This is a genomic window from Cohnella soli (assembly GCF_042655525.1).
Lineage (GTDB): Bacteria > Bacillota > Bacilli > Paenibacillales > Paenibacillaceae > Cohnella > Cohnella soli.
On the sequence record NZ_JBHSMI010000013.1, the window covers coordinates 108,792 to 122,080 of the forward strand.

General features: G+C 54.4%; 13 protein-coding genes. 6 read left to right on the forward strand and 7 right to left on the reverse strand.

Annotated elements, in window-relative coordinates; genetic code table 11:
• Window positions 1-990: 990 nt before the first annotated feature.
• The gene (locus ACFPOF_RS07390; protein WP_378131114.1) at window positions 991-3,246 is read right to left on the reverse strand and encodes a methyl-accepting chemotaxis protein; all 2,256 of its coding nucleotides are present in this window, start codon (window positions 3,244-3,246) and stop codon (window positions 991-993) included.
• A gap of 203 nt (window positions 3,247-3,449) precedes the next feature.
• On the opposite strand from ACFPOF_RS07390, the gene ACFPOF_RS07395 reads away from it, so the two are divergent.
• Both ACFPOF_RS07395 and ACFPOF_RS07400 read left to right on the forward strand, forming a co-directional pair.
• A complete protein-coding gene (locus ACFPOF_RS07395) occupies window positions 3,450-4,235 on the forward strand; it encodes a hypothetical protein (protein ID WP_378131116.1) in 786 nt (261 codons plus the stop codon).
• A 27-nt stretch (window positions 4,236-4,262) separates the two neighbouring features.
• Complete coding sequence (locus tag ACFPOF_RS07400; RefSeq protein ID WP_378131118.1) at window positions 4,263-5,003, forward strand: DUF4328 domain-containing protein; 741 nt, start codon at window positions 4,263-4,265, stop codon at window positions 5,001-5,003.
• Between the two features lie 163 nt (window positions 5,004-5,166).
• On the opposite strand, the gene ACFPOF_RS07405 is transcribed toward ACFPOF_RS07400, so the two are convergent.
• Genes ACFPOF_RS07405 through ACFPOF_RS07415 form a run of 3 tightly spaced genes read right to left on the reverse strand, consistent with a single transcriptional unit; the run spans window position 5,167 to window position 6,529 of the window.
• A complete protein-coding gene (locus tag ACFPOF_RS07405) occupies window positions 5,167-5,481 on the reverse strand; it encodes a hypothetical protein (RefSeq protein ID WP_378131120.1) in 315 nt (104 codons plus the stop codon).
• Window positions 5,482-5,497: 16 nt separating this feature from the next.
• Window positions 5,498-5,926, reverse strand: a complete 429-nt coding sequence (locus ACFPOF_RS07410; RefSeq protein ID WP_378131122.1) for a DUF6157 family protein — start codon at window positions 5,924-5,926, stop codon at window positions 5,498-5,500.
• A gap of 36 nt (window positions 5,927-5,962) precedes the next feature.
• Window positions 5,963-6,529, reverse strand: coding sequence for a 5' nucleotidase, NT5C type (locus tag ACFPOF_RS07415; RefSeq protein WP_378131124.1), 567 nt, complete (start codon window positions 6,527-6,529; stop codon window positions 5,963-5,965).
• A 96-nt stretch (window positions 6,530-6,625) separates the two neighbouring features.
• Here ACFPOF_RS07415 and ACFPOF_RS07420 point away from each other — a divergent pair, with 96 nt between their 5' ends.
• On the forward strand, window positions 6,626-7,387 hold the full coding sequence (locus tag ACFPOF_RS07420) for a 3'-5' exonuclease (RefSeq protein ID WP_378131126.1): 762 nt from the start codon (window positions 6,626-6,628) through the stop codon (window positions 7,385-7,387).
• Here ACFPOF_RS07420 and ACFPOF_RS07425 read toward each other — a convergent pair.
• Together ACFPOF_RS07425 and ACFPOF_RS07430 are read right to left on the reverse strand one after the other, a co-directional pair.
• Window positions 7,382-8,449, reverse strand: coding sequence for a hypothetical protein (locus ACFPOF_RS07425; protein WP_378131128.1), 1,068 nt, complete (start codon window positions 8,447-8,449; stop codon window positions 7,382-7,384). The two genes, ACFPOF_RS07420 and ACFPOF_RS07425, sit on opposite strands and share 6 nt — an antisense overlap.
• Window positions 8,450-8,649: 200 nt before the next feature.
• Window positions 8,650-9,279 carry a M15 family metallopeptidase gene (locus ACFPOF_RS07430; protein WP_378131130.1) on the reverse strand — a complete coding sequence of 210 codons (630 nt, stop codon included), beginning with the start codon at window positions 9,277-9,279 and terminating at the stop codon, window positions 8,650-8,652.
• A gap of 156 nt (window positions 9,280-9,435) precedes the next feature.
• On the opposite strand from ACFPOF_RS07430, the gene ACFPOF_RS07435 reads away from it, so the two are divergent.
• Complete coding sequence (locus ACFPOF_RS07435) at window positions 9,436-9,861, forward strand: hypothetical protein (RefSeq protein ID WP_378131132.1); 426 nt, start codon at window positions 9,436-9,438, stop codon at window positions 9,859-9,861.
• Between the two features lie 185 nt (window positions 9,862-10,046).
• Entirely contained in the window at window positions 10,047-11,243 is a 1,197-nt protein-coding gene (gene fabV / locus ACFPOF_RS07440) for an enoyl-ACP reductase FabV (RefSeq protein ID WP_378131134.1), read from the forward strand.
• A gap of 268 nt (window positions 11,244-11,511) precedes the next feature.
• On the opposite strand, the gene murI is transcribed toward fabV, so the two are convergent.
• Window positions 11,512-12,288 (reverse strand): glutamate racemase, encoded by a 777-nt coding sequence (murI, locus tag ACFPOF_RS07445; RefSeq protein WP_378131136.1) that lies wholly within the window; start codon window positions 12,286-12,288, stop codon window positions 11,512-11,514.
• 163 nt (window positions 12,289-12,451) lie between these two features.
• Here murI and ACFPOF_RS07450 point away from each other — a divergent pair, with 163 nt between their 5' ends.
• A complete protein-coding gene (locus ACFPOF_RS07450) occupies window positions 12,452-13,210 on the forward strand; it encodes an exodeoxyribonuclease III (protein ID WP_378131138.1) in 759 nt (252 codons plus the stop codon).
• The last annotated feature ends 79 nt before the right edge of the window (window positions 13,211-13,289 follow it).

Consider the following 13,289-nt stretch of genomic DNA (forward strand, 5'->3'; position numbering starts at 1 on the left):
TTAATTTAAAGCCTACGACTTAATTTGAGTAACGGCCTGCAATGAGTCTCTTCCGGGAGCGAGATGTTCGAACTTTTCGAGCAACGGCCTGCAGCGAGCCCCATTCGAGAGCGAGATGTTCGAATTTTTCGAGCATCGGCCTGTAACGACCCCCTTCCGGGAGCGAGATGTTCGAATTTTTCGAGCAACGGCCTGCAGCGAGCCCCTTCCGGGAGCGAGATGTTCGAATTTTTCGAGCAACGGCCTGTAACGAGCCCCTTCCGGGAGCGAGATGTTCGAATTTTTCGAGCAACGGCCTGTAACGACCCCCTTCCGGGAGCGAGATGTTCGAATTTTTCGAGCAACGGCCTGTAACGAGCCCCATCCGGGAGCGAGATGTTCGAATTTTTCGAGCAACGGCCTACAATGAGTCCCTGCGGATGTGGCTCCGAGCAGGGAATTGCTATCGAATCAAATCCGCAGTAACTCTCCCTCCGGAGTGGCTCCGTATGGGGAATTACTTTCAAATCCGCTGTAACTCTCCCTCCGGCGGGACTCCGTGCGAGGAATTGCGTTCAAATCCGTTGTAACTCTCCCTTCGGCGGGACTTCGAGCGGGGAGTTGCTTTCAAATCCGCTGTAACTCTCTCTCCGGCGAGGCTCCGTGCAAGGAACTGCTTTCAAATCCGTTGTAACTCTCCCTCCGGAGTGGCTCTGTACGGGGAATTACTTTCAAATCCGCTGTAACTCTCCCTCCGGAGTGGCTCTGTACGGGGAATTGCTTTCAAATCCGCTGTAACTCTCTCTTCGGCGGGCACCGTGCGAGGAATTGCTTTCAAATCCGCTGTAGCTCTCCCTCCGGCGGGGCTCCGAGCGAGGAATTGCTTTCAAATCCGCTGTAACTCTTCCTCCGGTGGGGCACCCACCGGACGGGGAATTTCCTCCAAATCACTCTAAAAAGGCTCCGGCATCCCGCGAAGGACGCCGAAGCCTGCTATATCGGCCAATTCGCTTAATGGCGGAACGGCCTGACTTGCTCGCGAAGCGCATTCGTCAAACCCGCAAGCTCCGCGGCCGCTGCGGCTACTTGCTGCATCGACGCGTTCTGCTGCTGGGCTGCTGCCGCGATCGTGCTCGAATCGGCTGCATTTCGCGAGGCAAACTGCAATAAGTCCTGCACTGCCGCTCTCATCGCTTTTGCACTCTGCCCGATCCGTTCCGCCGAGGAATCGACAGCTTCGGCCTGATCCGAAACTTTGCCGATACGTTCACCGATATCGCCGAACGTACTTCGAGCGCCGCGAACGAGTCCCATACCCGTTTCCGTCGATGCCGTTCCGGCTTCCATCGCCAGTGCCGCCGAAGAGATCGCTTCTTGAATAGTCGCCAGTAAGCCGCTGATCTCCCCCGCCGCACGAGAAGATTGCTCTGCCAGCTTGCGAATCTCCGAAGATACAACCGAGAATCCTCGGCCCGCTTCTCCGGCCCTTGCCGCCTCCACTGCAGCGTTCAGCGACAGCAGACTCGTCTGAGAAGCGATCGACGTGATGAACGTTACGATCTCGTCGATGGCTGCGGAGTGCTCCTTCAGCTTGATCACGTGGTCTGCAGAAGCCTGCACGGAATGATGAATGACGTCCATCTGCCCAACGACATCGGCAAGCGACTTATTTCCGCCTTCAGTCGCCTTGCCCGCGCCTGCGACGAGTTCCTTCATGCTCTTCGTCCCGGCATGCACGTGTTTCGTCTGTTCCAGCACGTCCTGTGCGACATCTTGAAAGCTTTGCACGATCGAAGCTTCCCGTTCTGCACTGGTGGAGACGCTCTGGATGGCGCTCGCAATTTCCTCCGCCGCTTTAGTCGTTTCATCTGCGCTTTGCTGCATCTGACTCGCCTGGACATCCATCGCTTTGGCCGAACGGCCTATGCCTTCGAGCGCTACGGCTATCCCGTCCAGTGAATGGTTAAACCGGTCCCCTAGCCGTTCGAGCTCGTTGCCTGAGCGAAGATTGGACCGCTTCGTGAAATCCCCTTCCGACATGGCGACGGCCAGCCGGTCGATCTCGTTCACGCCGTTCAGAATAAAACGGTTAAACAGATGCGCCAGCAAAGCGATGGCTACGCATGCCGCGATGATGATCAAACCAAGTTCTTCTAGCAGCTTAAACAGCGGCCCGTACAGTTCGCTCTCTGGAATCGAGAGCGCGAGCAGCCAATCGGTGTCCGGAATAGCCGCATAATAGACACGCATCGTCCTGCCGGATTTCCGGTACGTCCCTTCCCCTTCGACAAGTTGGGAGTCATCTCCCGTTCCCGCCTGGAAAGAAGACATGACAACGTCCGATTTTGCCGGCTGTGCATCCTCATTCACGCCAGTATCCACAGAAGCGCCGGAATCTGCCGGAGCTTCCGAAGCCGGAGCCCCCTCTTCGGCGCCGAGATCGATGTCCAAGCCGAGGTTGTCGAGCGCTACCTCCGTATCCTCTCCGGTTCCCTCCGCCTGCGTTGCCCCACCAACCGAATCAGCGCTATCGGCACCCTCATCCGCTCCAACACTCTCGTCCCCCCCGCCTTCCGCGTCATTCGACGCAGCGGATTCGGCCGTCTCGCCCGCCTCGGTCGATGCGGAACCTTCGCTTCCTTCAGCGCCGCCACCCGTAACCCCGGCCGAAGCTGCGGCCGATTCGAGCATACGTTCCGCCAACCGGGCCAAAGATGCGTTCTCATCCTCCGTAAGCTTCGCTTTCATATTTTTCTCGTAATCTTTGATCGACACGATAAGGCCATCCCCGCCGATCAGGAAGGCCGTGCCGTTGCGGCCGACATGCAAACTCGCGACATACTGCTGCAGGCCTTCCAGCGAAATTGTCGTCTTCGCGATGCCAAGCGATTCGCCAGCTTCATTGAAATAGGGCAACGTTGCCTGTGTCATCGCCGTACCCGACGCCTCATCCGCGTAAGGCGCAGCGAACGATATTTTCGACCCTAATACGCCTTTCGCTTCTGTCACGGGGGCAAGTGCAGCAGGCGTCAGCGCAGCCGACAACAGGCGGCTATGGATATCGTTCACGTATCGAAACGTCTCTCCGCGCAGCTTGTCCTGTACGCCGTCCCCGATCAAACCGCGGGAGAACGAATAGCTTACTGCGGTCATCACGACCAGAATCGCGACAATCGCCGTCATAAATACAAGCAAATATTGATGATGGATCGAACGAAGCCAGGCGATTTTGCCGAGTCTGCCGAACGCTTTTGTCATTAAGGCCATGCGGATTTCCTCCCAAGAGTCAGACTGCCATAGCCTAACTGTAGATGGGTCATTTTAACCGGAGATCAACTTAACATGCGCTTGATGTTAATTTTGTCGATAATCGGCCGATAAACGTCCGTAAAGAAGGAATTCCAGTATCTGCCGTCGAATTTCAGTAGCCTTAGCACATGAAATTTTTCCCAAGAATGGACTGAACCCCTTTGAACCCGACCTCAGTTGCCTCGAACAAACCGAAACGGTTAAGACCCGAATACGTGATCGTAGGTGCTTTCCTTGCACTCGCCATCGGTATCGCAACGCTGTTGTTTATTCCTCGTTACTACTCGTTCTCTGCCATGGGCAAGCTCGTCTCCGTCCGGGATCTCGGTATCGAAGGCAGCGTAAGATTCGTGTACGTCAATGAAGGCGTCACGCGCAACTGGATTGAACGCTGGCAAGCAGAGAGAGAGTATCCGGATGCCGTGTTCGAACAGACTGACGCTTCCTCCATAGAGGACCTGAAAGACATGCTGGCTTACGGCGAGGAAGCCCGCGATGACACGATTATGAACGCACTTACCTCGGTCGAGGACGAGACAGAGAACTACGCGGAAAATGATGCGTTCCAGTCCCGCCTGGACGATCTCGTCGAGCAGGCTTCCGGGTATTACGGAGACTCCCTTGGTCTAATGGTTTCTCTCGGCCTCGTCGAAGAGACTCGAGGAGAAGACTTCTCCCAAGGCGGGCGATACATTATCGCTGGCACGGGAACGATCGAATCCGATCACACGGTCGGCTCGGTTGGCAGTATTCGGGACAAGCTGCGGACAGCGGAGAAGTTCGGCGCGGATTATTTCTTCGTGCCAAAGGACAAAGAAAGCTGGGAGTACGTAGGGCCAAGCAATGAGGAAGAAGCCGAACAAACTGCGAAGGAACTGCAATTGGCGTTGAAGGTCGTGCCCGTCGGCACGATGGAAGAGGCGTTGGATTTTCTGGAACATTTATAATATATCGTCGAGAGGATCGGGTCCCAAATGAAACTTTATTCCGAACTTACAACAAACATCATGAAGCTGATGCTCATCATTCTGATCGCCGTCGCCGCAGTCAGCACGCTGGCCACGCTCGCGTACATCATCGATATCGACTTCTACATCGACTACGCCTATGATGTCGACAATTTCGCGGGAATTATGCAACTCGTTATTTTTTACATCAATCTGATTGTGTTCCTCGTATGGATTTACCGGGTTCATGTCGATATGAAGTCGCTGTTTCCCAACCACTCTCGCGGACCGGGCGGGGCGCTTGCCTGCGTGATGATTCCGATCTATAACCTCTTCTACGGTATCTCTTCCACGTTTCTCCGAATTGGGAAATCCATGCAGTCGCTGCCTGCCGCAAGCACTCCAGGAAGGATCATCGGCGTTCTCGCCATACCGCTTACGATTATCATCTGGGTAACCAATGCAGTCGAACGATCTGTACAACGGCAGGATTCTCCCAACGAATATGTGCTTCTGCTCTCCGGCATACTCGATATCGTTCTCTTCACCGTCTATCTCACGATTTGCTTGCAAGTCGCGCTAGGGCTGCGGCAGGCTTTAAGCTCGCGCATAGCAACCACGGAAGCTGCTGCATTGGCGGTTGGGGATGAATCTGCGGGAGATACCATAGAGGAGATCGAAACGGCCTCGGAAGATCAGGTTGCCGCAACGGAGTCTGAGTCTGCCGTCACAACGGGGTTGTCGTTGGATAAGAGGCCTAGCGAATAAGGTGTAGCTCCCGGGGTTGCAAGTGGCTTTAATTATTGGAACCTTAACCGTCCGCTTTCGGGCGGTTTTTCTTTTCCAAAAACGAACGATTTCGAGGGATTCAGAAAATACCTCGGAAGATTATGCAGGGCTCTTATTGTCGAATGTATTTTATTTCTATCTATTAATATTTTAGGCTTTCTTCTTTTCCGTCATCTGTATTCATTACTCTTTCTATTTCGGCTAGTGAATGAATTGGTGTTGGATAGTACCTCCCGATTAGATGATCAGTTCCTAATAATTGCAAGAAATCAGTTATTAGAATCCGATCTTGATCAGGCTCTTTTCGTTCCATCATTCTATTAATAATACGTTTCCATAGCAAAGAATGATATCTTAGAGACTTTAGATAACCATGTCTCAATAATTTATTAGAGTGCCTATTTTTCTCGATAACAAATCCCGTATATAGAATTTCACCATATAAATAATTTTTCATTGAAAATATCACCTATTCACTTCGCCCGACTGTTGCGCATCGCCTTCACCACGTGAACGCCGTCCTTCGTTCCGCTTACATATGCATCGTATTCGGGCGACTCCTTAGCGATGAGCGCGACCCGCCCTTCGTCGTTGAAATGCAGCCCCCAGCCATACTTCTTCGGCAGCATGGACGCCCGCATGCACGCTTGCGATTTCCCGCAGAATGCGGCGCGCAGTTCTTCCCTCTGTGCGGCCAGTTCGTCTGCCGGAATGCCCTTGTGCCTCAAGTGCGTCTCGAACAGCACATCTTCCTGCGTATATACATACGGTTGATCGTAAAGCATCTCGAACTCGATTTCCGGCTTCGTTTTCCCGTTTTTCTTCCCGGGCGGGACGGTTCCCCGCTCCGCCGGACAATCCGCCGCAACCTCTATGAAGGTGTTATAATAGTTCCACTCCATACGATACGCCTCCTCTACAACCGCAGTCTGCCTGCTTCACTTTTCCTTGCTTACGATGTCCAGCAATTCGCTCCAGTTCACAATGCGCGGCAAATCGAGATGTCGATTGTACGAATTATCCCTGACGTACACTTTCAGCTTCATGCCCGCAAGCGATTCCAGAACGACTGGCTTATCGTCAAAAAAATAATCGAGGCCGAGTTCGTCGATGATACGCGCTTTCTCCAGGTCGGCCATGCCGCAATAGAAACGACCTTCCCGCACGGGAAACCCGTTACGGATCAGCATGTCGCGCGTCTTCCCGCAATGTTCGGCTTCTCTAGCCGTGACGTAATAGACCTCATGTCCTTGTCGATCCAGCTCCACAAGCGTCTCGACCGCTTCTTCGAATGGAGACGCCGAGTAGAAAACCTCTTCCCTATGGAGGTTCCACAGCTTGCGCCCTTCTTCCGGCGACAGTCCGAATGCGTCGTGAACAGGAATGGTCCGAAGCGAACGGAACGTCTCAATGTCAACGTTGCGGTTCAGCTTGGCATTAAATATCGTAAAAGCGCGTTCTCTTAAATTCAACAGCGTATCGTCGATATCAAATCCGAATTTCATCCGTGTGCTCCTCGTCATGATCATCGTGTGTTTCGTGCATCGCGCGAGCGCAACTGTTATAATCAGAGACGCATTCGCCGCAAGGGGGGCCATCGTATGGATTACATTATTCTCGATATCGAGTTCAACGGACGGAAGTTCGCCAGCGAACTGCCGATGGAAGTGATCGAGATCGGAGCGGTAAGGCTGAATCCGGCCTTCGAACAGGTAGACGAATTTTCCACTCTTGTGAAACCGGTCTACTTCTCCAAGCTTAACTCTTTTATTAAGAAAAAAACAGGCATTCCGCAAGAGGACATCGACGTCGCTCCCGGCTTTCCGCAGGTGATCGGCGAGTTCGAGCGTTGGCTCCGCCGCAGCGACGAGTTTCTGCTGTTTACTTGGGGCGGCGAGGACCTGAAACGCATCATTTTCGATACGCGCATGCATAAGCTCGACGATTCCTTCTGGACCGGCGCGTATTACTACGATCTGCTGAAAGGGTATTTGCGTTACAAAAACGTCACCAACGACGTCAGCGTGGAGGCAGCGGTCGCCGATCTCGGCATTCCAGCCGAAGGTTCCGCGCATCGTGCTTTGGACGACGCCCGCATGACCGCGGAAGTGTTCCGCAAAGTGGCCGAACATCTCGACCTCGAGCTGAAACAGCAGTTCAAAGACCAATTTTCCAACTCCAAGGAGCGCCGCTTCGTCAAGAACGCCGTCCGGATGATGCGCAACCAGAAGAAATACCAGACTTGGGAAACGTTCGTTGCGACGTTCCTCGCCTCCAAAGTCGATCTGTCAGACGAGAGGAAAAGCACGGAGCTGAAAGCTTACTACGAATCCGAGCTGGAGAAAATCGGAGCGTCTTTATAGCTTATTCTCGTCATGCCTCTCGGTTTCAACCGCTTTCTTGAAAGCATGCGGATCGTCCAGCGTCAAATAGACGACGTCGACGTTGCGCGGCAGGAAGAGGAGTCCTTCCGCACGCGTCGGCTCCGTCAGCCGGATACGAACATTAGCCGCGCCGAGTAACGGCGTAGCCGCCGTGCGCCTGTCTTCGTCGCTCACTTGTATCTCTCTAGCGACCTCCACTTCGGCGATGCGCGACAACGGAATATCGGCTTGAATGCGCAGACCGTACCGGATTTTCAACATACCGCTCTCAATGACTATCGGCTGCAGCACGGAAGCGCGATAATCGCCCCAGATAAGCGCCAGCAGCCACAGATCCCCCGCCGTAATGATCCACGCAAGCCACCCCGACGCCATGTCTGCTAGGAGCAGATGCGTGAACACCCCTTCTAATACGATAATCTTCGTAAAAATGCCGCAGTACAGCGCTTGATTCGATTGTTTGTGGTAAGCAAAAGCCGTCGTCCCGTCCGCGGCCGTTTTCTTCCTCCGCCAGGAAAACAGCAAATAGTAAAATAAAGTTACATCATGCAGCATCAACGAAGGCATCTTGCCTTGGCCGATCCCTTTGTGCATCGCAATCCGCATCGCTTCGGCAGTGTCGGGATGCTCGCGCTTCGTTTGCCGGAAGGCGCGGACGAGCCGAATAACAAGCCGAACTTCCACGTAAACCACGGTAAGTTCCAAGGCGAGAACCGCCAGTTCGATCGGCCAAGCGACGTCCTTGACGAGATGCCTGGATTGTGCGGGAAGAATGAGCCACGCCGCCACTGCGCCTAGCAGCGGCAATACAAAAGCTTTCTTGATCGGCTTGCCTTGTCTGCGCATAATCAACAGCCAATAAAGAAACGGAATGACGAGCATAAAGTCGAGCATAACGCCGTAAGCGAGAATGGAATCTTGCTCGTCCGCCGGGAACGAGCGAATCGCGGCGATATCCGCCGCCAAAATGAACAAAATGATGCCGAGAGACCAAAAAGTCGAACGCTGCAATTTAGGCTGACGTAGGACCAATGTTTTCATCCCCTTTATCCGAAGTGTTCACTTCCAGTATAAGGGATTCGCGGAGCCTGATTTGATTTAAAAATGGCGAAGCTGTGGCGGGAATTCGACGGATCGGTGGCGCGGAAATAGCGGTGCTTCAAACGGAGCGCAGGCGCAGCAAAATGGTGCCTGGTGCGGCATGTGATCATGTGACCGAACCAAGCACCTTCCATCTCAACTTACCCTTGCACGGGTGGACGCCAGCCGTTCTGCAGATCGCGAATCGAGTAGCCGAAATCCATCTGCAGATGCGGGTAGTCTTTGAAGCTTTTCCAATCCCCACCCCAGGCAAAACCAAGCTTCTTGGCGATAGCAACCACTTCCAACCAATCGGCACGGCCGTTGCCGTTGCCGTCGTATTTCATATCCCAGATCACTTTGCCGGCGGGCGTTCGCAAAGCGAAGTCGATGGCGAGCCCGTAATTATGATACGACTCCCCGCCTTTCGCTTTCGTAACAATGGTTCCACCGTCCCCTCGACCTTTGCGGTATAACGCGTCTTGCTCTTGTGAACTTCGAAACCCATCCGTGATGACGACTTGAATACCGAGCTTGGCTGCCTGCGCGACAAGCTTGTCCCGTCCCGCGGCGACGACCGGATGAAGTCCGGTTACGGGGGGCACTTCCTTAAACCAATCCAGCGGTACATTACGTTGCAACGGATGGACGTTCTGCGCGACCGCCGCAGCGACGACGAACCCTGCCAGTGCAGCCAGCGCAGCCCAACCCGGCATACCTCGGCGCGCGACCGCCGCCCTCGTTCCAGGCCTCTTTCTGGCGACGACGCCAGCTTGATTGTTCGTATTCATTTTCGGCTTATGCCTTGCCTTTCTTCCGCCTTGCGGAGAACTGTCGACTCTAGCGAATCTCTTACTAGAGTTCCCATTCTTCGTTTAATTATAATATAGAGCCTTCCCTAAGTATTCGCTTGCGAAAATAGATGGGAAGCGATATGAGGGCTACAAGTGGGTTTGGCCGAACTACAGACGAGAATGGCGGAGTTTGCGAGGCTGCAAGTGGGTTTGGTCGGACTACTGACGAAAATGGCGGAGTTTGCGAGGCTCCAAGTAGGTTTGGCCGAACTACAGACGAGAATGGCGGAGTTTGCGAGGCTGCAAGTGGGTTTGGCCGGACTACAGACGAGAATGGCGGAGTTTGCGAGGCTGCAAGTGGGTTTAGCCGAACTACTGACGAGAATGGCGGAGTTTGTGAGGCTGCAAGTGGGTCTCGTCGGACTACTGACGAAAATGGCGGAGTTTGCGAGGCTGCAAGTGGGTTTGGCCGAACTACAGACGAGAATGGCGGAGTTTGCGAGGCTGCAAGTAGGTTTCGTCGAACTAATTTCCAGCTCAAAATTCCCATGGTGCGCCGTAGTTTGTGTAAACCAATAATCGACCGTCTCATTCTGCCTGCTATCATATTAACTTGGGAATGCACGTATTCGTAAGGAGTTGCCTGGGAGCGTTCACCCGGACGGTTTCCGTTTTAACGAAAAATCTGTATGATAGACATATTGTCTGCAACCGGACGACCATCACACAACAGCTTTCCAGCTCAGAAAGGGAAATTGAAGAAGATGATCATCAAACCGAGAACACGCGGCTTTATTTGCACGACCGCGCACCCGGAAGGCTGCGCCAAACAAGTGCAGGAACAGATCGACTACGTCAAATCGAACCCGCCGATCGTCGGCGGCCCGAGCAAAGTGCTCGTCATCGGCTCTTCGGCCGGGTACGGCCTTGCAGCACGGATTGTCGCAGCTTTCGGCGCGGGAGCAGCTACTGTCGGCATCTACCGCCAGGGCGAGCGCTCCGGCGGACGGACCGCATCTGCGGGCTGGTATAATTCCGCCGCTTTCGAGAAAGCCGCTCAAGAAGCCGGCCTTCGCTCTTATAGCGTCACCGGCGATGCTTTCACTGCCGAGACAAAACAGAAAGCGATCGAACTGATCCGCAAGGAACTGGGCCAAGTAGACTTCGTCGTCTACAGCGTCGCTTCCGCGCGCCGCACGAATCCGATAACGGGCGAGACGTCCAATTCGGTGCTTAAACCGATCGGCAAGCCGTATACAAACAAAACGGTTAACTTCCACGACGGCGTGATCTCCGACATTACGCTCGAGCCGGCGACGGAAGATGAAGTCCGTCAAACCGTAGACGTTATGGGCGGCGACGACTGGCAGCTATGGATCGACGCGCTCCGGGAGGGCGGCGTGCTCGCCGACAATGCGACAACGATCTCTTACTCTTACATCGGTTCCACGATTACGCAGGCAATCTATCGCGATGGCTCCATCGGTCAAGCAAAGGACCATCTCGAAGCGACGGCCCGCAAGCTGAACGAAGAGCTCGGCGCCACCGGCGGCCGCGCATTCGTCACGGTCAGCAAAGCGCTCGTCACCCAATCGAGTTCGGCGATTCCGGTCGTGCCGCTCTATATTTCCGCCCTGTACAAAGTGATGAAGGAAAAAGGCATCCACGAAGGCTGCATCGAGCAGACGTACCGCCTCTTCTCCGATCGGCTGTACCGCGCGGACGGCAAAGTGCCGGTCGACAGCGAAAGCCGCATCCGGATCGACGACTGGGAGCTCCGGGACGACGTACAGCAAGAGGTCGCCCGCATCTGGGATGCGCTCACAAGCGACAATATTTACGAGTTGAGCGACCTGGAAGGCTACCGCCGCGAGTTTTTCCAACTGTTCGGCTTCGAGACCGACGGCGTCGACTATGAAGCCGACATCGATCCTAGCGTGGACGTGCCGAACGTCATCTAACAAAACGGGACGGCTGGGGTGCTTCGGCACCTCGTCCGTCCCGTTTATTTTATTTTGCAAGCAAGTCGTCGATGCCGAACGCCTCGGTCGGGCTTGTAGTTGCCTCTAGCACAACTGCGACCCATCCACTGGGCTCCCCGCCCACCTGCAGTTATCTTTTTGCACAACTACGCTCCCACAGCTCCAGTCGTTCGGCACCCACCGAAACCAAAAATAGCGCTGCGCGAAAGCTAACAGCTCCGACAGCGCCAGCATCTCCACCAACTACTTACAACGCATCCGTTCGCAGCAACTCGAGCGCCGTACGCATTTTATCGATGTATTCCGGCTGGTTTCCTGTGCACATCAGACGAACGTTGCCGCTTCCCCGCCCTGCCGCCACGCCGTACCGATTAAGCAGGGAAGACAGTCTTCTGATCGTTCCGGCATGGCCGTTCACGATCTCGATATGCGGAGGCAGCACTTCACGCAGCACATTCGTGTAAAAAGGATAGTGCGTGCACCCCAGAACGACGATCCCGTAAGCATCCAGATCGTAACCGGCCAGCTTCTCGCGGAAATAATCGCCGATGATCTTTCGGTCGAACTGCAGTGCCTCGCAATACGGCACAAGCTCGGGCAGCGGCAACGAATCGACGATACCGCCCTCGTCGACGCGGTGGACAAGCGCATAATATTTGGGCATGCTCAGCGTCAGCGCCGTAGCGAAGACGAGTACGCGTTTGCCCGTCGCCCGGTTCATTTCAACGGCCGGTTTCACGGCGGGCTCCATGCCGATGATCGGCAATGAATACCGTTCGCGCAGATCGCCGACCGCAATGCTAGTCGCCGTATTGCACGCCACGACAAGCGCCTCGATACCTTCGCCGATCATCGTCTCGACGGCTTCCAGCACGTACTCTCTCACTTGCTCTTCCGTTTTCGAACCGTAAGGCACGTGAAGCGTATCCGCCATATATAAATAATCCTGATCGGGCAACCTGCGCAGCGCTTCATCCAACACCGTCAAACCGCCGATTCCCGAATCGAAGAAACCTATCGTCATCGTCATCTGTTCCTATCGTCAGTCATGAAAGATATTCCTAGCATAGCGCGACTGAGGCACCTTCGCAATGTTAATTCTCTGCCATCGTTCCGGCTGGATTCGCAGCTTGATTATGATACACTTGACTAGAGGAATTTAGAAGAAGAACAAGGAGATAGACGCGATGAAACTCGTTTCATGGAACGTCAACGGTTTAAGGTCTGTTGCGAACAAAGGGTTCGGCGATTACTTCCGTGCAGTCGGTGCCGATATCTTCTGCGTTCAGGAGACGAAGCTGCAAGAAGGGCAAATCGAACTCGATCTCGGCGACGAGTACGAAACCTATTGGAATTACGCAATCAAGAAAGGCTACTCCGGCACGGCCGCATTCACGAAAATGAAGCCACTCTCGGTTCGCTACGGCATTGAGGAAAATGAGGAGCCCGAGGGACGCATCATCACGCTGGAGTTCGAGAAATTTTTTCTCGTCACCGTATACACACCCAACGCGAAAAGAGATTTATCCCGGCTCGACTACCGGGTAGAGTGGGAGGATCGCTTCCGCGATTATTTGGTTTCGCTGGACAAGCAGAAGCCTGTTCTCGCCTGCGGCGATCTGAACGTCGCTCATCAGGAGATCGACATCAAGAACGCCAAATCCAACCGCGGCAACTCCGGCTTCACCGACGAGGAACGCGGTAAAATGACGACGTTGCTCGAAGCCGGTTTCATCGATACGTTCCGGTTTATGCACCCGGATCGTACGGACGTGTACACATGGTGGTCGAACATGCCGGGAGTACGCGCCAAGAACGTCGGGTGGCGCATCGATTATTTTATCGCTTCGGAGCGACTCGCCCCGCTTATCACAGTTGCGGAAGCGGATTGCGACATCCTTGGGAGCGATCACTGCCCTATCGTGCTGGAACTGACCATCGATTAGCGGCAGCGCGCCTGCGCGAGTCGGCCTCCCCGGTCGTGCAGGCGCTGTCAATACGCCGGTTACGACGGATCACCCTTCG

Coding starts and splice junctions, on each gene's coding strand:
- ACFPOF_RS07390 (WP_378131114.1), bottom strand. CDS start 3,246: ATGGCCTTAATGACAAAAGCGTTCGGCAGACTCGGCAAAATCGCCTGG.
- ACFPOF_RS07400 (WP_378131118.1), top strand. CDS start 4,263: ATGAAACTTTATTCCGAACTTACAACAAACATCATGAAGCTGATGCTC.
- ACFPOF_RS07405 (WP_378131120.1), bottom strand. CDS start 5,481: ATGAAAAATTATTTATATGGTGAAATTCTATATACGGGATTTGTTATC.
- ACFPOF_RS07410 (WP_378131122.1), bottom strand. CDS start 5,926: ATGGAGTGGAACTATTATAACACCTTCATAGAGGTTGCGGCGGATTGT.
- ACFPOF_RS07415 (WP_378131124.1), bottom strand. CDS start 6,529: ATGAAATTCGGATTTGATATCGACGATACGCTGTTGAATTTAAGAGAA.
- ACFPOF_RS07420 (WP_378131126.1), top strand. CDS start 6,626: ATGGATTACATTATTCTCGATATCGAGTTCAACGGACGGAAGTTCGCC.
- ACFPOF_RS07425 (WP_378131128.1), bottom strand. CDS start 8,449: ATGAAAACATTGGTCCTACGTCAGCCTAAATTGCAGCGTTCGACTTTT.
- ACFPOF_RS07430 (WP_378131130.1), bottom strand. CDS start 9,279: ATGAATACGAACAATCAAGCTGGCGTCGTCGCCAGAAAGAGGCCTGGA.
- fabV (WP_378131134.1), top strand. CDS start 10,047: ATGATCATCAAACCGAGAACACGCGGCTTTATTTGCACGACCGCGCAC.
- murI (WP_378131136.1), bottom strand. CDS start 12,288: ATGACGATAGGTTTCTTCGATTCGGGAATCGGCGGTTTGACGGTGTTG.
- ACFPOF_RS07450 (WP_378131138.1), top strand. CDS start 12,452: ATGAAACTCGTTTCATGGAACGTCAACGGTTTAAGGTCTGTTGCGAAC.